The sequence below is a fragment of the Streptomyces sp. NPDC006872 genome (assembly GCF_040635845.1).
Classification (GTDB): domain Bacteria; phylum Actinomycetota; class Actinomycetes; order Streptomycetales; family Streptomycetaceae; genus Streptomyces.
On record NZ_JBEYIL010000021.1, the window covers coordinates 96,751 to 119,503 of the forward strand.

The following is a 22,753-nucleotide window of genomic DNA, read 5'->3' on the forward strand; positions in this document are numbered from 1 at the left end:
GGCGGCGGACGTGACTGCCTCAGACGGCCCTCGTCAGCGCTTCGAACTCCCCGTCCGAAAGCCGCACCGAGGCCGCTGCGACGTTCTCCTCGAGGTGGGTGACGGACGCCGTTCCCGGGATGGGCAGGACCACCGGGGATCGGCGCAGCAGCCAGGCGAGTGCGAGCTGGGAAGGCGTCGCGCCGTGCTCCTTGCTGATCGCGGCCAGCGGACCGCTGGACTCGGCGAGCGTGCCGGTCGCGATGGGGAACCAGGGGATGAAGGCGAGGTTCTCGGCCTCGCAGTGGTCGAGGACGTCTTCGGAGGTGCGGTCGGCGAGGTTGTAGAGGTTCTGGACCGACACGATCTCGGCGGCCGCGCGGGCCTGCTTGAGTTCGGCCACCGAGACCTGGGACAGACCGATGTGCCTGATCTTCCCCTCTCGCTGGAGCCGTGTCAGCTCGCCGAGGGACTCCTCGACCGGCACCGTCGGGTCGATGCGGTGCAGCTGGTACAGGTCGATGCGCTCGACACCGAGGTTCCGCAGGCTCAGCTCGGCCTGCTGCCTCAGGTACTCGGGCCGGCCGTTCGGCTGCCACAGGCCCGGACCGGGCCGGGTGAAACCGCCCTTGGTGGCGATGACCAGATCGGCGGGGTACGGATGCAGCGCCTGTTTGATCAGCCGCTCGCTGACGGCCGGACCGTAGGAGTCCGCCGTGTCGATGAACGTCACCCCGAGCTCGACCAGCCGACGCAGCACCCTCACCGCCTCGTCGGGGTCCTGGGGGTCGCCCCAGACTCCGGGCCCGGTGATGCGCATCGCGCCGAATCCGAGGCGATGGATCGGAAGATCACCGCCTAGCCGGAAGGTGCCGGAAGCCGCTGCAGGGGAGGGAGTGGTGGTCACCGCGATTCCTTCTTTCCACATGTGTGAGATCTGGGCACGACGGCGGCGTGTGCCGAGCCGACATGAGTCAACATCCCACCTCACCCGCTTCCGGTCCCTCACCTGTTCAGGCGATCCGAGGCGCAGCCCGGGGCGCTGGTTCACCGCCGACGGGCTGGGCTCGGCCTGGGCGCCCGAGGCCCGGGCGTCACCTCTTTGGGTGAGGGACAGGCAGCCGGCCCCGACGGAGCATGGATCGACCCGAAGGACGGGCTCACCCGTGCTTGCCCACCAGCGAGAGAAGGCACCACATGGACGCCCTTGGACGAGGCGAGCACTCGGCATGGGCCCCGGTGGCGCCGCTCTCCGGCGATCAGCTCAAGAAGCTGGCAGCGCTCGGATCAGAGTCCCCGGTGCACCCCGGCGAGATCCTCTTTTCGGCGGGCGACGCGTCCTACGACTTCTTTGTCGTCCTTGAAGGGTCCGCGGATATCGTCGACCGGCTCGGTGAGGCGGACGAGCGACTGGTCGCGTCCTATGGGCCCGCGGAGTTCCTGGGCGAGATAGGCATGCTGACGGGAGAGCGCTCCCGCTTTGCCGGTGTCATGAGGACCCCGGGTCGGCTGCTGCGGGTTCCGGTGGGTCGGATTCACCTGCTCGTCGCGCAGGACGCCGGCCTCAGTGAATACATTCTGCGGACGTTCCTGGAGCGCCGATCGAACCTGATGCGAAGGGGCGCGGGACTCACACTCATCGGTTCCCGGTATGACGAACGCTGCCGAGTGCTGCTGCAGTCGTTCTCGCTCAGCCGGACAGCCCTGCACTGGATGGATCTCGAAGAGCAGCCAGAGGCCGAGGCACTTCTGCGGGAGCTCCGGATACCTGTGACAGACCTTCCCATCGTCCTCGTCCCCGGCCGCCCCCTGCTGCGCAATCCACAGCCGGCCGACATTGCCGCGGAGTTCGGAGAGCTGCCCACCGCGGTCGGTGAGGACGACCAGGATGTCAGTGATCTGCTCGTCGTCGGCGGTGGCCCCGGCGGTCTGGCCGCAGCGATGTACGGCGCCTCGGAAGGGCTTCAGACCACTCTCATCGATGCGGCGGCCTTCGGCGGCCAGGCTGGTACATCCTCCAGAATCGAGAACTACCTCGGGTTCCCGGCCGGTCTGTCAGGGGCCGAGCTGGCTACGCGGGGCACGATCCAGGCGGCGAAGTTCGGGGTCCGGCTCCGCCGCAACGCCCGGGCGGCAGCCTTCGCCAGTCAGGACGGCATACACACCGTCACCTGCGAGGACGGACGGGCGTTCAGGGCGCGCGACGTCGTCATCGCCACCGGAGTCGACTATCGGCGCCTGGCTGTCCCCGGGATCGAGAACTGGGAAGGCAACGGCGTCCACTACTCCGCAACGGTCGCCGAGGCAAGGTATGCGCTCGGCAGGCCCGTGGCCGTGATCGGCGGCGCGAACTCGGCAGGACAAGCGGCGATGTTCCTGGCCCGGACGTCCGATCCCGTCCATCTCCTGATACGAGGACACGGTCTCGACCATTCGATGTCCCGCTATCTGATCGACGCGGTCACCTCCCATCCGAAGATCCAGGTGCGGGTGCGAACCGAAGCGGTCGCCATCACGGCGGATTCCTCGGTCACAGGGCTCGAGGTAGTGGACCGGACCACCGGTCGGCGCTCCGCCCTGGAAGTGGCCGCGGTCTTCGTGTTCGTCGGCGCCACGCCGTGCACCGACTGGCTCGACAACCATCTGGCGACGGACTCCGAGCGCTTCCTGCTCACCGGACACGACCTCGACGGTCTCGCGACCGGTCATCGAGCGCCATTCCCTTTCGAGACGAGTGTTCCTGGCGTGTTCTGCGTCGGCGACGTGCGAAGCGGGAGTGTCAAGCGGGTCGCCACTGCGGTCGGTGAGGGTTCCGCAGCGGTACGGCTCGTCTTCGAGCGGCGCCGAGTCGACGGGAAAGACATGTCGTGACCATCAGATTCATTCACTGAAGAGATAAAAGGAGCCGACAGATGCCTATGATCGACGTTTACGCCGCGGCCGGAACATTCCAGGACGTAAAAAAGTTCGCCCAGGATCTGGCGGCTACGCTGATGCAGATCGAGCAGGTGCCTGACATTCCGATGTTCCGCAAGAACACCGCCGCCTTCGTGCACGAGATGCCGACGGACCGCCTGTCGAACGTTGACGGCGACAGCACGTACATCCGAGTCCAGGTACTGACCAATGCGGGCGCCTTGGACCGCGACAAGCAGCTCGCGGTGGTGAGCCGACTGACGGAACTCGTCGCCGCCGCATCAGGTGACCCCTCGGCCGCAGAACGGACGTGGGTCCTTCTCACGGAGGCCCCGGAGGGAGGCTGGGGGCTGGCCGGGCATGCGAACACGAACGCCGATCTGGTGGCAGCCGCCCGCGCTCGGCTCGCCGAGATCGCCGCGGCCAGGAAGGACTAGAGCCTGTCCGGCCGGACAGGCCCTAGCCGTTCGACCGCGATCCTTCCCGCTCACCTCTCTATGCGATGTCGCGGAGCGCCGACCGGCAGAAACGATGCGTGCATCGGCGGCTTCGCCGACCCGACCATCGACAACTGGAGGGCACATGCCTGTATCGAAGGCACATGCAACCTGGAACGGCGACATCCCCAGCGGGTCCGGGAACTTCACCGCGGGCGACAGCATCGCCGGGGGCGTGACGTACAAGTCCCGCTTCGAGGGCGGCCCCGGATCCAACCCTGAGCAGCTCATCGGTGCCGCTCACGCGACGTGCTTCTCGATGGCGCTGGCCGGCGCGCTGGCGCGCGCGGGCTTCCCCGCCGAGTCGATCGAGACGGACGCTTCGGTGACGCTGCGGCCGGTCGACGGCATTCCGACGATCACGAAGGTCGAACTCGTGACAAGGGGCAGGGTCCCCGGGGTCGGGGCAGCCGAGTTCCGTGAGTTCGCCGAATCGGCGAAGGCGACCTGCCCGGTCAGCCGTGCGCTGACGGGCGTCCCCGAAGTGACGCTGCAGGCGACTCTCGCGGATGCGTGAGGGCCTTCGGCTCTCTCGTCACTCCCCGGCGTCATCGTGCCGTGGCCCGGTCAGGCAGCGGCACTGTCTGGAAAGGCGCCCGAAATCTTGGTGATCGAATACGTGCTCCGGATCCCCCTGGAGCGGCATGTCCTCAGCACCCGGCGCCCATTCACCGCCGTGATCGAGGACATCCGCGACGCCATCGGCGGCGCCGGGGCGGGCGGAGAGCTGCAGGGTCTGCCGTCGTCGGCCGGCTGGAGGCCTTCCGGTCGGCAGGTCAACGGTAGGCCGGTACCCGCCGGCCTCATCGGAATCGGAGAGCTCGACATCGATCGTGCCCTGGTCCGGGGGGCGGAGACGGCCCGCCTGCTCAGGCTGCTCGTCGACATGCCGGCCGCCTCCCGGGACCTGGTCCGGTTCCTGCCGGACGCGGGGGCGTCCTGTCCTGTGGCGATCCTTGTTCAGCAGGCAGCAGACGGCGGCACGCGTCTCCTCTACGACTCCGTGGTCAGCGCCCTGTCCGTCTATCAGGACGAAGCGTCCCTGGCTGTCGCCCGTGGCCTCGACGCCGAGGTCCTGGCCCTGCTGCGGCGCGTCACGGCCGGCGACGGCTGACTGCCGACGGCCGTGCCACCCACCCCACCGAGACGGATTGCGATGAACCCGATACATCAGCTCACAAAGTGGCTGCGAGACCGGGATCCCGGCCTCGCAGCCACGCGGCGTGCGGCTCGGACCGCGGTGGTGATGCCGTCCCTTTTCGCGCTGTGCACCCAGGTCTTGCACGCACCGGTCGCGGGCACCTTCGCCGGGTTCGGGGCCTTCGCCATTCTCCTGCTGGTCGAGTTCCCCGGCCCCCTGGCCCAGCGGCTGTGGGCGCATGCGCAGCTCGCCGCGGCATGGCTGGTGCTGGTCTCGCTGGGCACGCTCGCGACGCGGTCGGCCTGGATCGCGACTGCGGTGACGGTCCTGGTGGGTTTCGCCGTGCTGTTCTCGGGCGTGGTCAGCTCGGTCCTGGCCGGCGCCACGACGTCGCTGCTGCTGGCGTTCATCCTGCCCGTGTCGGCACCCGCTCCGGCGGCGCAGCTGCCTGAGCGGCTGATCGGTGTGGTGCTGGCAGCCGGGGCGTCCATACTCGCCGTTTGGCTGTTGTGGCCGAGGACGCAGGCCGACCCCCTCGGCGCACCGGCGGCGCGGGTCTGCCGAGCCGCGGCGAGGCAACTGCGCGCCGACGCGGACTTCTTCGCGGGCCGACCCCCCGGCCCCGCTTTCGGGGAGTGCCGTGCCTGTGTGAGGGTGACCGAGTCGAGCGCGCAGGAGCTGCAGCGCGTCTTCACCGCCACCCCCTACCGTCCCACCGGCTTGTCGACCGGCTCCCGGGCGTTGGTTCGCCTTGTCGATGAGCTGACCTGGCTGAGCGCGATCCTGGCGGAGGCCGCCCCCGCGACGCAGAACGGTCCGTCGGGTACCCCGGAGTCCTCGGCGGTGCGCAGGGCCGCTGCCGCAGTACTGGATCTGTCGGCGGAGACGCTCGATGATCCGGACGTTTCACCGGACCGCCTGCGGGCGGCCGCGGAAGAGCTTCGCCAGGCTTTGGCTGCGTTGGAGGACGGAGCCGTGAACCACCTGCCGCTCCCGAACTCCGCAGCAGGTGGCGGGCTTGGCCTCGACACCTTCATCGACAGCCTCGATGTCTCGTTCCGGGCCCAGGAAGTGGCCTTCGCAGTCCTGCAGATCGCCCAGAACGTCGACCTCGCCCGGGCCGCAGACCGGCGCAGCTGGCCGGACCGTCTGCTCGGCCGGGAGCCGGGGACGGAGACCGGTCCGCTGCCCAGCGCCGCGGCGCGCGCGGCGGCCCATCTGGAACCTCACTCGGTGTGGCTGCACAACAGCATCCGCGGTGCCGTCGGGCTGGGCATCGGGGTTGCGCTGGCCGACGTGACCGGCGTCCAGCACGCCTTCTGGGTCGTGCTGGGCACCCTGTCGGTGCTGCGTTCCAACGCTCTCAACACCGGGCAGAACGCCTTCCGGGCTCTCGGCGGCACCCTGATCGGCTCGGTCCTGGGCGCCGGTGTGCTCCAGCTCATCGGGCACCACACGGCCGTGCTGTGGATCCTGTTGCCGGTCGCGGTACTGATCGCGGGCGTGGTCCCGGCCGCGATCTCGTTCGCCGCCGGGCAGGCGGCCTTCACGCTGACGCTGGTGATCTTGTTCAACGTCGCCCAGCCCGCGGGCGTGTCGGTGGTCCTGGTCCGCATCGAGGACATAGCGCTCGGCTGTGCCGTGAGCCTGATCGTCGGCCTGTTCTTCTGGCCGCGCGGGGCGTCCGCCGCCGTCAGCAAGGCGTTGGCCGAGGCGTATGTCGACAGCGCGCGCTACTTGTCGGCCGCGGTGGACTATGCCGTCTCCAGCTGTGTTCTCGGGTCCGCGGCCCTCCAGGTACCGCAGGAGGGCCGCCGGGCGGCGTCCGCGGCACGGCGGCTGGACGACGCCTTCCGGACGTACTTGGCCGAGCGCGGGGCGAAGGCCGTCCCCTTGGGGGAGACGACGACCCTGGTCACCGGTGTCGTCGCGATCCGTATGGCCGCCGACGCGATCCTGGATCTGGGGCGGCGGTCCGCGGACGGCGGGTCGCTCGATGACCGGGCCGCAGCACAGAAGGAGTTGGTGGTCACGGCGGAGCGGATGCTTCGGTGGTACCGGGGTCTGGCCCAGGGGCTGGAGGGCGAAGGGCCGGTGCCCGATCCCTTGGAGTCCGACCTGACGAGCAACTCCCGTCTGGTCGAGGCGGTGCGTCGCGACCTGCATGATGCGGACGGTCGGGCAACGGGGACCGGCGTCCGCATCATCTGGACCGGCGACCACCTGGAGGCAGTACGCAGGCTTCAGGCGTCCATCGCGGCCGCTGCCCGTGACGCCGGAGCCGCGCCCCGGACCTCAGTGCTGGAACAGCGGGAACGGTCCGAACCGGCTGGTCAGCTCGTTGTGCAGGGCGGGCGGTGTGGGGTGGCACCGGGCTCTTGCGTCCGTCCGCGTGGTAGACGGGGCGTGGGGTGACGGTGATGTCGGTGCTCGCGCCCATCGCGTACCACCAGCAGATGTTGGCGACGCGGTAGTCGGGAAAGCGCCGTCGCGCCGTCTCCCACACCTTCTCCCCCGCCACCAGCCCGTTGTGCTGCCGCCAGAACTGCACCTCGCCCACGTCGCGGAAGTACCAGCCGTTGCCGACGATGCCGTGCTCGCGCGGGGGCAGGCCGGTGAGGATGCCGGCCTGCACGGAGCAGGTGACGGCGGGGAAGACCGGTCCAAGGCGCGCCAGGTGGCCGGCGCCGTTCCCGGTGTTGTGTCCTCCTTGAGCCCGAGCGAGCACAGCAGTTCACGCGTCCAGGACAGTTCGGCCGCGATCCCGTCGGCGAGGGCTGCGGCGCCGTCGGGACGGTCGACGGCCGACATCGCGGACCAGGTGCAGGTCTCCACTTCGAGGTGGTCGGTGAGCGGGTGGGGCCCGGCGACCAGCGCCTCGACTGTGCGGTGCGGACGGTGGCCGGCGGGTCGTTGCGGCCCCAGTCCGCCGCGGAGGGACTCCGGCGCCTCCGACTGGACGGCGAAGGAACGCGAGTTGTACGCCAACGACCTCGACGACGCCCGCGCCCTCATCGCCGTCGCCCTCGGTCACCTCCGACCTGACACATGAGTTGCCGTGCACGGAGACCGCGGGCCTGACTGATGTCCCGAAAGCTCTGGTGATGCCACGCGGAACGGTGCGACGACCCGACCCCGTGTCGGAGAACCGCACCGCTCAGTGCCGACGGTCCCAGAACGGGGTGTCCCAGCGTTGTTCCCGGCGGTACTGTGCGGCCCTTGTCTCCAGGTACTCGGCGTGAATGGCTGTCATACGGCGGGCATAGGCCGCCATGGCATTGGCGTCACCGGCCCAGGCGGTCAGGATCGCCCGCGCCCCGACCAGGCCGGTGGCCAGTGCGGTGACGATCCCCCGGGCAGCCAGCGGGTCAGTGGCGGTGGCGGCGTCTCCCACCGCCACCCAGCCCGGGCCGGCCGCAGGAGTGGCGCAGGCCGAGCCGGCGGCGAGCACTCGCAGCCGCCGCGGCGGTCGCTCCCAGCCGGCGATCCGTTCCCGGATATGACCGGCATCCTGCGCCTGGGTCCACCACACGCCCGGGTCGAGCAGGCGTACGCCGGCGAGGAGATCGGCATCGGTCATGGCCATGAGGATCCGCTCACCACCGGGTAGCGGGGCGGTGTACCACCAGCCCCAGCGAGTGGCCTGGACCAGCGACGTGCGGTCCAGGTGGGCGGCCTGCTTCCTCGGCGGGCCCAGCAGCCCGGCGACCGCGATCAGGCGGTCGGAGCGGGTGCGTGCCGCGCCGATGCGACGAGCCAGCCGAGCGGCTCGGCCCGTGGCGTCCACCAGATAACCGGCCTCCAGTACAACGCCCTCGCCAGTGGTGATCTGCCAGTGGCTCCGATGCCGACGGGCGTCGCGGACATGTCCGGCGAGCCAGAGAGCACCAACGGCGCGGGTCGCTTCCAGGAGGGCGGCGTCGAACCGGGTGCGGTCCAGATGCCAGCCCTCGCCGTACGGACCGAGCTGGTGGTCCACCGCGGTGAGCGCATCCTGGCCCCAGGCGGCCTGGTTGCCGTAGCAGGGAGCGTGCCCAGCATCGGCGAGCCCGTCGAGCACCCCCAGTCGTTCGAGAAGCGGGCGGGCGGTGGGAGCGAGACTCTCCCCCACCCGCCAGTCGGGGGAGCTCACCGGGGAAACGAGGACGACGCTCGCCCCTGCCCGGACGAGGGGCAGCGCGGCTGCACACCCGGCGGGGCCTGCGCCGGCGACGAGAACGTCGAAGCGCGGGCTCCTCCCACAGCCGCTCGGCCCGCCGCTGTCCAACGCGCCGCTCCCGCCTCTGCCCGGCCTACCCGGTCTCGTGGTCGGTCCGTTCCGTCTCGAAGAGGATCACGTCGCCGTTCGGCATGGTCCGGGCGACGATGAACCCGAGAGTGCTCCACTTCTCGACCATCTCGTTCATACCTTTTTCGGCGTTTTCACCGTCGCCGATACCGCGGTCCCACTCCTGGAACGCCCCGGCCGCCGCGTCCTGTACCAGCCCGTCGTGCGCCGGCTCGGGAAGGACTTCATCGGGGCGGGAGGCCGGCCACCAGTGGTCCATGCACATGTAGGAGTCGGCCTGCCAGGGCTGGGCCATGTACTTGGTGACATCTCCGGCGACCAGATCTTCGCGCAGCCGGAAGGGTGCTGCCCAAGTGGACTGCCGGTCAGCGATGTACGTCATCTCGATGCCCGGGAAGAATCCGCCGCCGCTCGCCGTCTCCAGCGCGGCCCGCACCAGGGCGTGGGGCTGGTCGGCCGGTGCGAGAGCCTCGAACGGGAGCGGGGCGGGCACTCCCGTCCAGTCGGCCAGGAAGTCGCCGGCGGCCCAGAGCTGCATTCGCGCGTACTGGTCGGGCGTCAGCGTCAGCCACGTTCGTGGCTTGTTGGGCTGAGCGTCCCCGTCATCGCCGGACAGGACGGGCATGAACCCCTTGTTTGCCTGGCTGGTGTCGTCGACCAGTCCGGGCTTGCGCAGCCTCTTGAAGACGTTCTGACGCGCAGTGGCGTTGTCCGGGGAGTTCGAGGACAGCCGGGCGAGACGGCTCGGTGTGAGGAAGTTGCGTCGAGGGTCGCCGTGCATCTCTCGCGCTCTCTTATTGACCCATGCGTACAAGACCGGGCGGGCGAGCAGCGGGTAGATGTCGCGGGTGAAGGAGACCTCCGGCGGGGTGGGCAGTCCGCCCGATGCGCGGGCGACCCCCAGGGCGACGTCGTACAGGGTGACCAGGCTCGGTACGTCGGGGGCGTGATCGGGCGGGCCCGCCACGACCCAGGCCGAGGTCACCGGGACCTGGCGCCCGTCCGGGCCTAGGCGCACGGTTGCGCTGACCGGGCCGTCGGAGACGTCGTCGAACCAGTCGTCGTTGTTGGCGAAGTGGCGGAGCGGATTGCCGGGCTGGACCGAAGCGGACGTCCCGAAGCCGCCGAGGACGAGCAGCCGGCCGGCCTCGTCGGTGCGCAGTTCGCCCAGCGGTACCGGGGTGTCCAGGAAGGTCCCGGTGTCGAACCTGGCATCCGTGCCGTCCTGGGACGGACCGGTCACACTGCGCGGCCCCGGCCGGATGACCAACCGCGCCCGAGCGGCGGGATCAGCGGGATCGATGTGGTGGTTACGGCGGTTGGAGTCGGCGGTGGACTCATGGAAGCGCCCGGCGAACTTGAACCACTCACCCTTGGCATTGGCCAGTTCGGCGGTCCAGACGATCTGCGCCTCGGCCGAGGTGAGCTCGCCCAGGACGGTGCCGGCCCGGTCATAGGCGTACACCCGGAACCGGGCGGCCTGACGTTTGATCCGCCCGTCGGCGTCCTTGAAACCGCCGGACGGACTCGACGGGATCCCGGGGGTCTCCGGGCCGATGAAGAAGCCGTCTGGGCTGTTGCCCACCCGGGCGATGCCGATCGTGGGATGGATCTCGCAGCGTGCGATGTCATCGAGATTCATGTCAGCTCCCGGTGAGGGTGAGAGGTTCGGGATCGAAAGCCAGTGATGCTGCTCGGCTCAGCAGGGCGCGGAGCACATGACGCCGTTCCGGAACGGCGCTCCTTCAGCCTGCCGGTGCTGTGCACCGCTCTCGTCCTTACGAGGTGCGGCAGCGCTGAGAGTTCGCTCGCCACCCGCTCGAGTCCGGCGATACGACCCAGCCGTGGAGGACGCATCCATCGTCCCCCCGATCGTGGGTGGTCGCAATCCGGTGGCAAGCCGCTGCAACCCGGTGCCGGCAGGTGTTCCGAGGTGATGTCCGGGGGACGAGCGGCAACTGGTCGCTTCAGGTGAACCGCGTTGCGCGCCTGGCACGCCGCGGCGGGACGACCTGCTCTTCTGGGCGGGTATGCCGCGCCGAACGGCGACCGACGAGGAGGAAACATGCGAGTGACCAACCTCGGCAACGAATCCGCTCAGTACACCGCAGCCGTCGAAGAACTGCGCCGGGCGGAGGCCGAGATGATGCGCCAGCGCGAGCACGTCGCCGAGCTGAAGCGACGCCTGCCCGAGGGCCCGGTCGTCGAGGACTATCTGTTCCACGAGGGGCCGGCCGACCTGGCAGCCGGGGACGATCCGGTGCGCGAGGTCCGGCTCAGCGAGCTGTTCTCCGGCCCTGGCCGGCCGCTGATGCTCTACCACTTCATGTACGGCAAGGAACAGGACCGGCCCTGCGCCTCGTGCACGATGTCGATCGACGGCTTCCAGTCGGTCGCCGACCACCTGGCCGGCACCCTTGACTTCGCCGTCGTGGCCGCCGCCGAACTGCCCGTGCTGCGCGCGTACGCCAGGGAACGGGACTGGACGGGACTGCGGCTGCTCAGCGCGGCACCCAGCCGCTTCAAGCACGACCTGGGCAGCGAGGACGACGCCGGTGGCCAGGACGCCACCTTGTCGGTGTTCAACCGCGACGAAGGCGGCGCGGTGCGCCACTACTACAGCACCCGTGTGCGGATGGCCGACGGCGACGGTCAGCAGGCCACCGACCTGCTCAGCCCCGTCTGGCACCTGCTCGACCTCACCCCGCAAGGCCGGGGCGACTGGTACCCCCGGCTCTCCTGGTGACGGTCAAAGGGCGCCGCTGTGTCAGTGAGGTGTCAGGTCGCCGGTTTCGAAGTACAGCTCGGTGCCGGCCTCGACCGAGACCGTGACATGCCCGCCGTTGACCGCGGCGACGGCAGCCGCTCGTTCACGTTCCCTGAGTTTCCCGCCGGGCTCGTCGGGACGACCTGTGACGATGACCTCGATGCCATGGCGCAGCTGGTCGTCGGACACCTCCAGGCCCTGGACATCGGCCGTCATCAGGTGATCGAACTCCTGACGGCTCGTGAGCCGGAAGGGGCCGGTGATCAAATGCGCCAGGAACCGCTCGGACCCCTTGCCGAACAGGAGGTACGTCAACTCCTCCGGCTGCTGGTCGTCCGCGGTGAATGTGTGGTGGTTGACCACATTGGCGACCTCCACCACGACATTGGAGGCGATCTCGACGGGCGTCTCGGGGTGGGCTTCCGGCTGTTCGAAGTGGTTGCGGAACAGACTCCCGGTGAACGACGTGCGGGCGGGCGGTTCGCCGTTCTCGCCGGGATAGAGGTCGGAGAGCGTGAACACCTCGGGGGCAAAGGTGTAGAGCCGGGCTTCCGGGTGCGCCTTGCGGTCGTTGCGATACGCGCGGTGGGCAGCCCCGAAGGCAGCTTGCACGATCGCCTGCACGTTGTGCGGTGATCCGGGCATCGGCAGGTGGGAGAGGAAGGGGGTGCCGTCGCCCACCACCGCCATGCCGTGGAAGGCAGGGGCGTCGGGTTCCGGGTGTCCGCCTGCGTGGTGCATGTGGCCGCCGTACTCGTCCATGGCTCTCCACCTGTTCGCTCGGACCCGCCGGGGGCTGCTGCCAGATGGCGGCGGTGTGTGGATGAGAGCGCGGTCAAGGATCCCGTGCGCGGGAACGGCCGGCCCCTGGTGCGCGAGGAGCATCCTGGCGCCTGTGCCCCTGTTTCAAGGATGTGACCGGCCGAGGCGTGACGCATCTTGGAAGGCCGGCCCGGTGCTGGGCTGGGCTGGGCTGGGCTGGGCTGGGAATCCGCCCGTTCAACGAGCGCCGGGGGCTACAAGCCGCTCTGGAAGAGGGCACCTTGAACGTCGCGCAGGTCCGTCGAAATCTCAGGGCTGCCCGGCCCCAGGCCGCAAGCGCGTCGTCTGGGTCGGCGATGGCTGGGGCGGAACGCCATGGGTCAAGACGTGTTGCCATACCTGCTACTGCGTGCCGCCCCGCGAGCGCTCCAACCGGGAGTGTCAGTGGATGGGTTGAGCAGTGGCTGAGCGGCCCGGTCGTCGGGCGGACACCGCAGAACTCGTGGTGAACCCGTACAACCAAACCCCGGCGTTGTCGGTCACCTTCGAGCCCCCTCGAACATGCTCGAAAGGCGTCTCCCGCCTGTGAGAACCCGTACCCGGTTGAGATCCGTCTCCGCCGCCGTCGTGGCCGCGACCTCCGGCGGTCTGATCACGGCCACCGCCACCCCGGCCTCCGCCGCCGTCACGTGCACCTCCCCCACCTGGAAGGCGCAGTTCTACGCCAACACCAGCTTCGGCGGCACCCCGAAACTGACCGCCTGCGACAGCGCGATCAGCGAGAACTACGGCACCGGCGACCCGGCCGGAGTCGCCCTGCCCAGGGACAACTTCTCGGTCCGCTGGACCGTCACCCGCGACTTCGGCTCCGGCGGCCCGTTCACGCTGGCCGCCGAGGCGCAGGACGGCATCCGTGTCTACCTCGACGGCGTCCGCAAGATCGACCTGTGGAAGAACGTCTCCTCCACGCAGAAGAGATCGGTCAACGTCACGATCCCCGCCGGCAAGCACACCCTGCGGGTCGACTTCGTCGCCTGGACGGGCGCGGCCAACGTCAAGTTCACCTACGCCCCCCGCACCTCTGCCACCGTCGACAAGGTCAAGCCACTCGCCCCGACCGGTGTGGCCGCGAGACTCGACAACGACACCGCCACGGCTGTGGTGTCCTGGTCCCGGAACAAGGAGATGGACCTCGCCGGCTACCGCCTCTACCGTCGTGAGGAGGGCAGCAGCACCTGGCAGCACGTCGCGACGACCACCGGTGCCACCGCCTCCAGCCTCCCGCCCGTTCCAGGCCGCACGTACTTCTACTCGGTCCGGGCCCACGACAAGGCGGGCAACGTCTCCGCGGGCAGCGCCGACCAGCAGGTGGTGACCATCGCCGTCACCGCTCCGACCGGCCTCGCCGCGCAGGGCCTGGACGAGGGCGTCAAGCTGACCTGGAACGCCTTACCCGGTGCGGTGCACTACAGCGTGACGCGGTACCGGAACGGAACGCCCGTCCTCGTCAAGTCCGCGCCGGGCACGAGCTTCACCGACACCACGGCCCCACGATCCATGGAGTCGTACTACTGGGTGAAGGCCGTCGACGGAGCGGGCCGTGCTTCCGAGCCCGCCGTCGTGAGGGCGATCCGCCCCGTCGCGGCACCGCACGACGTCACCGCGACGCCCGACGCCGCCCGGGTCGTCCTCACCTGGAAGATCAACCCAGACCAGGACGGCGACTACTACGCCTTCAACGTCTACCGGTCCAAGTCCCTGCCGGTGGACACCTCCACCGAGCCGGTGCGATGCACCGCCACCTCGACCAGCCTGGCCGACGGCCAAAGGCAGTACACCTGTACCGACCGCGCGACGGCCGCGAACACCACGTACCACTACGTGATCAAGGGGTTCGACAACGCTGACCGCAAGTCCGTCGCCTCCGCCACTGCGACCGTCACCACGCTCGCCTCCGACCAGGACACCACCCCACCCGCCGCCGTCAGCGGGCTGACCGCCAAGGCCACCGAGTACGGCATCTCCCTTGGCTGGAACGCCAACACCGAGTCCGACCTCAAGCGGTACGTGGTCTACCGGGGCACGGTGCACGAGAGCGACGACGGCACCGCCGTGTGTTCCGGAGGGGAGTGGGACTACCTGGGCCCGACCACCACGCACTACGTCGACGCAACCCTTCCCGACGGCGATGAGCACTGCTACTGGATCGATGCCGTCGACACCAGCAACAACTCCAGCTTCAAACGCACCGGCACGGCCGTGGCCAGGGCCGTCACCGAACTCGACCTCACCCCGCCGGTCGCCACGCCTGAAGGCTCCCCGGTGGACCTGACTCACTCCCTCGGAGAGTCGGGCGAGGTGGACCTGTCCTGGAACACGGTCCAGGGTGCCGTCGGCTACCGCGTCTACCGTTGGGACCGGACCGCGGGCCAGTATGTGAGCTTGTCTGGCGACGCCCTCGTCAACGGCACCTTGTACAGCGACAGCACGGCCGCCACCGGCACCACCCATTTCTACTGGGTGAGCGCGGTACTCGCCGACGGCAGCGAGAGCGCGCCGGGCGCCGACTGGGCGATCCTGCTGCCGCCGGACGCCTGAGCCGCAAGGGAGGCGGCACGGCGAAAGGGCCGGGAGAACCACTCCGATCTCCCGGCCCCTGCTGTTTCAGGTCGTCATCCCCGGCACCCACGCCTCGGTGACCCGGTCCACGACGTGCAAGACGGCCATGCTGGGCGGGAGCATCCCATCAGCCAGGACAATTGCCATCCGCGGGGCCTCACAGCCCCTATGAGCGGGGCCCTGACTGTAACTGTCCGACCAGGTGGAAGACCTCGCGGGCAGCCTCGCGGCTCGCCACTTCCTGGCCTACTTCAGCAGATCACGGTATCCCGCAGAGCGTCGACGACAAGTCTGCGGGGCAGGCGGCGTACTGGACATGGTCGAACTGGACATGCCCGTCCCCCTTCCGGTCCGATGGCGCGTCACGTTGCCGGTACCGGGCCGCATCGGGCGGTCAGAATCGTGAGGACGCCACAACTGATCGGCAGGCCCCTATCGGGACACGCCCCGCCGGCCCGGCACCGACAACGCACCATCCCCGGCCAACGGCCGACACTGTGAGACCAGGACACTTCGGTCAGGCGTGTCATGAGTCAGACCCCGGACCGGGGACAGCACCCACCCATCCTCCCGCCCGTCACAGCATCCCCACCAGAAATACTGAGCAATACAGGCACTGGCATGTGGATCTCACCCGGCCCACGACGATGGGCTGTAACTCTCCACTGCCTCCGGAGCTTCTACGCCTCACCGTTCGAAGCCGCCGCGGCCCCGGTCAGGAGCAGAGTCACCAACCGCGTGAGGCGGGGGCGAACTCGGAGGCCACCTCGCCACACGGGGCTGCCCACCATGAGCACCCCGTCCGTCCGACCGGCCCGGGACGGCCGGATACAGTGCGCGCGACGGCAGCCTGGCTGCTCAAGGAGGGGAAGCGTGACCGACACCAGCGAAACCCGATCCCCGACAGTGCAGCGCACGGGACCCAGCGGACCCGACTGCACCGCCTGATGCGCTACATCCCCCTGATCGCCCCGTCCTACTGTGGACCCTGCCCTGCTGGCTGCTCCTGCACACCGGCCAGCATTGGCCACTCCCCGTGGCGCTGGGCGGCACCGCCCTGTTCGTCCTCGGTCTGATCGCTATGCCGCTCGCGATGGTACGCGGCCACGGCCAGCGGCAGCAGGACTGGGCGGCGATCGTTGCCACAACCGGTCGCTGACCGGCAGGGATGCACACCCGGTACCGGGGACGGTACCCCCGAACGCCCCGGGACCGGGCCCCGACGCCTCGTGGGTGGACCTGCGGGCCGCACTCGCCGCCACAGCGACCGTCGCCACGGAGCGACAGGCCGTACGCCAGCAGTGGGTTGACAGGGACTTCGCCCGCTTCCTGGGCATCCCGGCGATCCGGATCACGGGCTGGACGACGGGTCATGGCAACCTGCACTGGGCAAACTTCACCGGGCCGCCGCTTGAACGAGCATGAAGATCGGGATCTCGGCTGAGTCGTACTTCTTCGCAGCGGTGATGTACGAGGCGATCACGGTGTAGTCGCCCGCCTCGGCCCGTGCCCAGTACCAGTGGTACATGAGGCCGGCCATGTCGGCGTCGCCCCAGTTGTGGTCGTGGTAGCCGGTACCCGTGCGGGTCTCGGTCTCGCCGTCGATGGTGAGGGGGGCCTAAGCGGCCTGGGGAATGGCGGGCGCCAGGCGAAGTACTTCTGCTTCTTTTCGCCGAAGACGATGTGTCCGGTCTCCGGCCGCCAGGAGGGGACCTGTCCGGTGAGGGTGACGTCGGCGACGACACCCTCGATGTCCGCGTGGACGCAGTAGGTGTGCAGGTCGCCTGTGGGCTTGATCGGCTTTGACGGACATTCGAGATCAGGGGTTCCGCCCCCGGAAGGATGCCAGGCACCAGACGCACGGTGGCCGCGGCGCTCACGGGCTGGGCCGGACGGAGCCCGCGGCGCATGCCGGGGTCGCCGCCGCTGACCTCTCCCAGCCAACTCCGGTGCACCGCGCAGGAATGGTCTTGCAGATCAGGTTTCGTGTGGAGTTTTCGTGGCGAAATACTTCAACCATGGGCTTATCACCGTTTGCCGGTCATCCTGCTGTCGCTGTCTTCCGAGAGCCCCGGGGCGGGCGGCCCGTCCCGGTGCTGGGCCCACGGGTCGAAGCTGAGGCGAAGCGGGCCGCGCGCGTGCTGGCCGCGGTGTCGACCCACGCCAGACCTGTCGAGCGCACCCTCGCGCTGCGGCAGGCAGCCACGGTCGCCGGTGAGTTGGCGGCCGCGCTGTCGGATCTGGCTCCGGCCTTGGTCGGTGAGGGACTGCCGGCGGAGTCGACCAGTCAGTCGTTCTTCCGGGTCCGTGAGGGGGAGCTGTCGGATCAACAGGCTGCCCTGCACGGTGTCCTGGTCATCAACCGCGGTCTGGAAGATCTGTGTGATGCTCCGCTGTCGGGTTCCGACCTGGCGCTGGAGGTGACCGGGATGCGGCAGTCGGTGCTCGATCTCACCGGCGCAGCGCCGGGCACAGACCCTGATTCTGTCCCGCCGGTAGCCGTCCCCGAGGCCGGTGCGGGATCGTCGTTGGAGAGTATGTGGAGTGCTCGCTGGCTCATCGGTCACCAGGTCCATGTCCTGTTCAACATTTGCGCCGCGGTCGCCGTGGCCGACGCCACCCGCTCGCTGCGGCTCGGCGACGGCGATGCCGCACTGCTGCGGCTGGCAGCTGCGACGGTGCATGTGCGTGGCTTCCCAGCAGCCATGGCTCACGCCAGTACGATCCCCGCCGACTACTACATGGCGGCGATACGCCGCACCATGGCGCCTCCGTCGGTGGACGTCCCGTTGAGCGGGCGCCAACATCGCGGATACAAGCTGTTCCGGGCGGCGATGAAGGACCTGCTGTCCGTGGTTCCCGACTCCTACGAGCACTTGGCAGCCCGCGCCCCGGAGCTGGCCGAGGCACGGGGTGCTCTCCTGGAAGCCGACATCGTGGATGCAGAACGGCACGTCACCCTCGCGTACTCGATGGTGCATCTGCGTCGTTCCATCGCTCAGAAACGCGAAGGACCCGACAACGCCGTCGCCGAACTACGGCTCATGCGCCATCGCCGTGCGGCCCAGTACGCCTCGCTGATCCGATTCGGGGACCACTACATCGCCGACGCCGTGGCCGGCCTGCGCCACTCGTGAGTCGGCGCTTCCGCCGCCCACGCCCCAGGCAGGAGACCCCCATGCCCGAGACAACGCCCGACACCGCCCAAAACACCGTCCTCGCCACAGACCGGGAACTGGATCCGGCCGATGCCGACGCGTGCGAGCAGCTGGCCCGCACCCTGTGCACCCGCGGGCACGACCAGGTCGACAGCCCCGAGTGGGTGGCCCAGGCCCGGGACGCCTGGGAGGAGCTTCCGCTACGGCTGCGCCTCGAGGTGCGCCGGTTTCGAAGGCATTCCGGCCCGAACGGCACCTTGGTGATCGGCGGCCTGCCCGTCGATCAGGCGGCCCTGCCCACAACACCGACCGTACCCGGCTCGGTCCAGCGCCAGGCCACCATCTCGGCGGCGGTGCTCACCATGGTGGCCTGCGGGCTCGGCGAGCCTCTCGCCTACCTGGGGGAGAAAACCGGCGCCCTCGTGCAGGACGTCGTGCCCGTGCCCGGGCAGGAGACCTTCCACGGCAACGCCGGATCGGCGCCGCTGTCCTTCCACACCGAAAACGGCTTCCACCCCCACCCACCCGACTATGTGATCTTCCTGTGCCTGCGTGCCGACCACGACCAGATCGCCGGCATGCGCATCGCCGGCATCCGCCAGACACTGCCGCTCCTCACCCCAGCCAACCGCCAGGCCCTGTTCGCATCGGAGTTCATCACCACACCACCACCCTCCTTCAGCCCCGACGCTGCCGCGACCGAGTCCGGCGTCAAGCCCCGACCGGTGCTGTGGGGAGCAGCCGAGGACCCCGACATACGTATGGCTCAACTCGTCACACGCCCGCTCACCCCTCAGGCCGCAGCGGCGCTGACCGAATTCGGCCGCGCCTGCGAGGCGACCGCCCGCACTCTGCGCCTGACACCCGGCGACCTGGTCGTCATCGACAACCGCGTCACCGTCCACGGCCGCACCGCCTTCCACCCTCGATACGATGGAGCAGACCGCTGGCTGCAACGCACGTACGTCACCGCCGACCTGCGTCGCTCCCGCGACCACCGCCCTCACGACGGCCACATTCTCGCCCGCTGATCAGCGATATCTTCACCGTCGCCGGGTCGCCGAGGAGAACGACCCTCCGCCCGCACACGCCAACAGGACCGCCATGAGAGGACGCTGGCATCCTCCTGTGACTCAGCGGACTCCCAAGTCCTCAGGGGGTCGTTCGATGGCGTGGGAGCGGAGTTGCTGAGCGAGGCCGCCGTCGAAGAGGTGGGTCGCGCCGTTCGCGAAGTCGAAGACCGGTGTCGCCAGCACCGCGACGGCGTGAACCACCTCGGCGAGGGTCGCGTAGCGCGGTAGGGCGACGTCGCGAACGAGGGCGTCGAGGTGTACCCCGTCGGCAGAGGTGGTCGAGGAGTCGTCGATGGGGCCGATCGCGATGGCGGCCTGCGTCGACATGTGGAGCGGGCCGTACTCCAGGGCGAAACTGCGGGTGAGGCTTTCGGTGGCGGCTTTGGCCTCGTCGTAGCCGGCCTTGTAGCGGTGTGCCCCGGTGCCGCCGACCGAACCAGGACCAGCATGGCGCCCGGCGCGCAGTGGGCTGCCACGGTTTCCGCGACCGTACGCAGGACCGTGTAGGTGGTCACCAGGTTGTCCTCGATCGCCGCGCGGATGGCGTCTACGTCGTTGGCGGCGATCCGAGCGAGGTGGGGTACCCGTCCAGCAGCGTGGAAGAGCTCCACGCGTTCGGCTCCGTCGAGGAACTCGTCGACCAGCGGCGAACTCCCGCAGGAAGGCGATCGCCTCGGCGTCGCCGAACAACCTGGCGAGCATTTCCGGCCGGTGCAGGTGCACGATGTCCGGCACCACACCGACCAGGTGGGAGAGGTCTCCGGGGGGCGAACCCTGGTTCGTCGCGGTACAGCCCCATGCACAGGACCACGGCCCCTTGGGCCGCGAAGTGGCTCTCCTGGAGTGCGACGTAGTCTTTCCAACCACAGGTCCCGGGTATCTGGAGCACGCGGAGTCCGGTCACCGCACAGCCACCCTTTGAAATCCCTCTACGGGGCAGAGGTCCCTGAGTGCGGAGGGCTGGGAGTGACGGTGCCGTACGGGTCATGAATCCTCCGCCGTGTGATGGCAGTGCACTTGACGTGTTCGTGATGAATGTTCACAGGTGAGGAGGCAGGCAGCGCCCCGGATCCGAGAAGTGGGCGGATCCCGCCATCGCCGGCGCGTGCCGACTTCTTCTCGACTGCGCTGCCCCGATCCATGCGCCGCTGCCGCCAGCCCGGAGAGCCGGCAGGTACGCCGATCCACCTCGACAGTTCGCCGATCGGCCATGGGCGGCCTCGACGGGCGTGTCTGGTATGGGAGGTTATGGTGCCGGGTAGTGCGGAACCATGCCCGACATCCCCCTGGCCGGAGTGGCGCTGCGAAGGTTACTGACGGTCGTCGACCAGACGGCGGAGTTGGCGACAGAGCTGGCGTCCGCCCTTCGGAGCCGACCGAATGACGCCCCGACCCGCACCGCGCCGACACCGCTCGGCGTCGATGCACTGGCGTTCGAGCCTGCGGAGTTCGAGGCCGTGGCCCGCCATCTGGAACCGCTGGACCGGCTGATCGCGTCCGTCCCGCCGAGTGCCGACGGGATGCGGTGGCGCTACCTGGACGAAGCCGTCCTGTTCCGCTGCGAGAGGCAAGAGCCGACGCCGTTCGACGAGTTCACCACACGCCTCGACATCAGCAAGGTCATCGGTCTGACCAGCGGCCATCTGGCAGGCTGTACGGATGTCCAGGCCCGCGATGAGGCCGGAAGGCCGATTCGGCAGCTCGAGCGGAGCATCAACCGGGCCCAGCCCGCCTACCTCGCGCTGTGCGGCGCCGACGTACTCGACGTCTGCAAGCTGGAGACCATCGACTACGGCCCGGACGAGCAACTGCTGCGCTGGCGGCAGGTCCACAGCGAGAACGCCTCCGCGCTTCAGGACGACGGCTCGGTGTCCTTCGCCCGGACCGCGGGCGGCACCAGAGTAACCATCTGCGCCTATCAGCAGTTCGCCCTCCCACCGTTGTGGCGGGCCATCACCCCCACGCTGTGGCCCGCGGTCCGGCGCGCTCTGGTGGAGGACGCCTACCGCAGGTCCTTCCACACCACCCTGAATACCATCGCGACACACGGGCAGGGCAGCACAGGGCCGGTCGCGGAGACGGCCGGCGCCGACTTCTCGCTCCGGGACGCCGTCGCCCGCGTGGCCGAGCCGTTGAACCCGTTGGCCGGGTTGGCCCCGTGGAGGCCGACACGGCCCGAGTACACCGACAGTTCCGGCTTCCGTCACTTCAGGCCCGAGAGGCAGCCCCGTTGACCCCGCTCACCACCCAGCCGCACGAGTACCCGTACGCCTTCCACATCGCCCTCGACGGCAACGGCCTCAACGGCCTGGAAGGCCGGGCAGGCGTCTGCGTCTTCCGCTACGACCCCGCCACCGGCCGGTACGCGTACAAGATCGAGTACTACGACGGCATCGCCGGCGGTCATGCCGTCAGCGTCAGCCCGGACCGCTCGCTCGGGTTCCTCGGCAACACCGGCCAGCACCTGCTCTTCTACGACACCACGGCCCTCGCCGAGACCAACCGCCTGTCCACCCTGCGGATCGAGCCCACCGACTCGTCCATCAAAGGCACCACGCACATCGCCTGGCTGGGAAACCGGGAGATCGTCGGTGCGATCGGCGAGCACCTGTGGCGGTTCGACATCGACCAGCTCGGCCGTCCCGAGCGCCTGGGCCCGCACGGCCTGAAGCTGCCCCACGCCATGAAGACCACGGCCTCCGGCCGATACCTCGTCTACGGCGGCATGGACCACCCCGGTCGCGGCGAGGCCCGCGAGGTCGGCATCTTCGACCTGCGCACGGGCACAGCCCACCGCGTCGACTTGCCGGCCACCTGCTGGCATGTGGCCGTTCATCCCCGCGAAGACCGCTTCTACGCCCTCTCCTTCCGTGTCCTCCCCCAGGAAGGACACGACTGGCACGAGTGGGCCATGGCCTACCTCAAGGAGTACGTCTTCGAGATCGACGCCGAACACGGACAGGTCCTGCGCCACTGGACGGCCCCGCGTGAGACCCCGGCGCACATCAACTCGGACGTCTGCGTCTCCGATCGCGAACTGATCTACTGCAACGGCGGCAGCGGCACCATCGTCATGATCGACCTGGACGATTTCTCCACCCACCGGATCATCGACGAGCGCCCCGGCCTGCCCGAGCAGCTCCTCGCCGGCCGGCAGGCACTGCACCAGGTGACCGACGCCTTCACCCGCGGCTCGCCGGCCGCGAGCAGCAGGCACTTCCTCGCAGCGCTGCGGGTCTCGCGCGGAACGCTGCTCGATTCGGTGTACGCCTGTCAGCTCTCCGCCGACCAGAGTCTGCTGTTCACCGCCAACCGGGGACTCAATACCGTCACCGTCTACGACTATCCGGCCAACACTGTCCGGCAGCGGGTGCGCATGCCGCAGCTGCAGCAGTATGTCGACGGCCTCCCTTGGAGACACGATCCGCGTCTTGGCTTCCACCACAGCACGCTGATCTCTCCTGCGTGAACGCGCATTCATGTCTGGAAGTGCGTTCCGGTCGGCCGATGGCAAGCCTGTCCTCAATGATGCCGTTGATGCGGCGACACCTCG

The 22,753-nt window shown here is 69.3% G+C and carries 16 protein-coding genes and 5 pseudogenes; 13 read left to right on the top strand and 8 right to left on the bottom strand.

The genetic code is table 11. The features are described from left to right. Positions 1-19: 19 nt before the first annotated feature. Positions 20-886, bottom strand: coding sequence for an aldo/keto reductase (locus ABZ725_RS43025; protein WP_358807816.1), 867 nt, complete (start codon positions 884-886; stop codon positions 20-22). 290 nt (positions 887-1,176) lie between these two features. On the opposite strand from ABZ725_RS43025, the gene ABZ725_RS43030 reads away from it, so the two are divergent. From ABZ725_RS43030 to ABZ725_RS43050, 5 genes and pseudogenes are all read left to right on the top strand, one after another. After that, positions 1,177-2,850: an FAD-dependent oxidoreductase gene (locus ABZ725_RS43030; protein ID WP_358807817.1), complete on the top strand. Its 1,674-nt coding sequence runs from the start codon at positions 1,177-1,179 to the stop codon at positions 2,848-2,850. 41 nt (positions 2,851-2,891) lie between these two features. Beyond that, complete coding sequence (locus tag ABZ725_RS43035) at positions 2,892-3,332, top strand: hypothetical protein (RefSeq protein WP_358807818.1); 441 nt, start codon at positions 2,892-2,894, stop codon at positions 3,330-3,332. Positions 3,333-3,477: 145 nt separating this feature from the next. Further along, a complete protein-coding gene (locus tag ABZ725_RS43040; RefSeq protein WP_358807819.1) occupies positions 3,478-3,909 on the top strand; it encodes an OsmC family peroxiredoxin in 432 nt (143 codons plus the stop codon). Positions 3,910-3,996: 87 nt separating this feature from the next. Continuing rightward, the gene (locus ABZ725_RS43045; RefSeq protein WP_358807820.1) at positions 3,997-4,506 is read left to right on the top strand and encodes a hypothetical protein; all 510 of its coding nucleotides are present in this window, start codon (positions 3,997-3,999) and stop codon (positions 4,504-4,506) included. Positions 4,507-4,638: 132 nt separating this feature from the next. Next, a pseudogene (locus ABZ725_RS43050) lies at positions 4,639-6,177 on the top strand (FUSC family protein); the annotation flags it as partial. Between the two features lie 654 nt (positions 6,178-6,831). Here ABZ725_RS43050 and ABZ725_RS43055 read toward each other — a convergent pair. Together ABZ725_RS43055 and ABZ725_RS43060 are read right to left on the bottom strand one after the other, a co-directional pair. Continuing rightward, positions 6,832-7,207: pseudogene (locus ABZ725_RS43055) on the bottom strand (alkaline phosphatase family protein); the annotation flags it as partial. Between the two features lie 32 nt (positions 7,208-7,239). Beyond that, positions 7,240-7,407 (bottom strand): annotated as a pseudogene (locus tag ABZ725_RS43060) (xylose isomerase); the annotation flags it as partial. 64 nt (positions 7,408-7,471) lie between these two features. On the opposite strand from ABZ725_RS43060, the pseudogene ABZ725_RS43065 reads away from it, so the two are divergent. Beyond that, positions 7,472-7,558 (top strand): annotated as a pseudogene (locus ABZ725_RS43065) (HNH endonuclease); the annotation flags it as partial. A 132-nt stretch (positions 7,559-7,690) separates the two neighbouring features. Here ABZ725_RS43065 and ABZ725_RS43070 read toward each other — a convergent pair. Both ABZ725_RS43070 and ABZ725_RS43075 read right to left on the bottom strand, forming a co-directional pair. Further along, positions 7,691-8,800 carry a tryptophan 7-halogenase gene (locus ABZ725_RS43070; RefSeq protein ID WP_358807821.1) on the bottom strand — a complete coding sequence of 370 codons (1,110 nt, stop codon included), beginning with the start codon at positions 8,798-8,800 and terminating at the stop codon, positions 7,691-7,693. Positions 8,801-8,825: 25 nt separating this feature from the next. Continuing rightward, positions 8,826-10,463, bottom strand: a complete 1,638-nt coding sequence (locus ABZ725_RS43075; protein ID WP_358807822.1) for a LodA/GoxA family CTQ-dependent oxidase — start codon at positions 10,461-10,463, stop codon at positions 8,826-8,828. 423 nt (positions 10,464-10,886) lie between these two features. Here ABZ725_RS43075 and ABZ725_RS43080 point away from each other — a divergent pair, with 423 nt between their 5' ends. Beyond that, positions 10,887-11,567 carry a DUF899 family protein gene (locus tag ABZ725_RS43080; protein ID WP_358807823.1) on the top strand — a complete coding sequence of 227 codons (681 nt, stop codon included), beginning with the start codon at positions 10,887-10,889 and terminating at the stop codon, positions 11,565-11,567. A gap of 21 nt (positions 11,568-11,588) precedes the next feature. On the opposite strand, the gene ABZ725_RS43085 is transcribed toward ABZ725_RS43080, so the two are convergent. Then, the gene (locus ABZ725_RS43085; protein ID WP_358807824.1) at positions 11,589-12,350 is read right to left on the bottom strand and encodes a hypothetical protein; all 762 of its coding nucleotides are present in this window, start codon (positions 12,348-12,350) and stop codon (positions 11,589-11,591) included. Between the two features lie 585 nt (positions 12,351-12,935). On the opposite strand from ABZ725_RS43085, the gene ABZ725_RS43090 reads away from it, so the two are divergent. Together ABZ725_RS43090 and ABZ725_RS43095 are read left to right on the top strand one after the other, a co-directional pair. Continuing rightward, entirely contained in the window at positions 12,936-14,948 is a 2,013-nt protein-coding gene (locus ABZ725_RS43090; RefSeq protein WP_358807825.1) for a PA14 domain-containing protein, read from the top strand. Positions 14,949-15,842: 894 nt separating this feature from the next. Continuing rightward, a pseudogene (locus tag ABZ725_RS43095) lies at positions 15,843-16,110 on the top strand (metallophosphoesterase); the annotation flags it as partial. Between the two features lie 255 nt (positions 16,111-16,365). On the opposite strand, the gene ABZ725_RS43100 reads toward ABZ725_RS43095, so the two are convergent. Continuing rightward, on the bottom strand, positions 16,366-16,509 hold the full coding sequence (locus ABZ725_RS43100) for a hypothetical protein (RefSeq protein ID WP_358807826.1): 144 nt from the start codon (positions 16,507-16,509) through the stop codon (positions 16,366-16,368). A 424-nt stretch (positions 16,510-16,933) separates the two neighbouring features. On the opposite strand from ABZ725_RS43100, the gene ABZ725_RS43105 reads away from it, so the two are divergent. Beyond that, positions 16,934-18,106 (top strand): hypothetical protein, encoded by a 1,173-nt coding sequence (locus ABZ725_RS43105; protein WP_358807827.1) that lies wholly within the window; start codon positions 16,934-16,936, stop codon positions 18,104-18,106. Positions 18,107-18,147: 41 nt separating this feature from the next. Beyond that, the gene (locus ABZ725_RS43110) at positions 18,148-19,158 is read left to right on the top strand and encodes a TauD/TfdA family dioxygenase (RefSeq protein WP_358807828.1); all 1,011 of its coding nucleotides are present in this window, start codon (positions 18,148-18,150) and stop codon (positions 19,156-19,158) included. A 102-nt stretch (positions 19,159-19,260) separates the two neighbouring features. Here the strand turns inward: ABZ725_RS43110 and ABZ725_RS43115 are convergent, their stop codons facing one another. Next, entirely contained in the window at positions 19,261-19,902 is a 642-nt protein-coding gene (locus ABZ725_RS43115) for an SDR family oxidoreductase (protein ID WP_358807900.1), read from the bottom strand. A gap of 569 nt (positions 19,903-20,471) precedes the next feature. Between ABZ725_RS43115 and ABZ725_RS43120 the strand changes: the two genes are divergently transcribed. Continuing rightward, positions 20,472-21,434, top strand: a complete 963-nt coding sequence (locus tag ABZ725_RS43120) for a hypothetical protein (protein ID WP_358807829.1) — start codon at positions 20,472-20,474, stop codon at positions 21,432-21,434. Beyond that, positions 21,431-22,669: a hypothetical protein gene (locus ABZ725_RS43125; RefSeq protein WP_358807830.1), complete on the top strand. Its 1,239-nt coding sequence runs from the start codon at positions 21,431-21,433 to the stop codon at positions 22,667-22,669. The genes ABZ725_RS43120 and ABZ725_RS43125 overlap by 4 nt, the downstream gene beginning before the upstream one ends. Positions 22,670-22,753 lie beyond the last annotated feature (84 nt).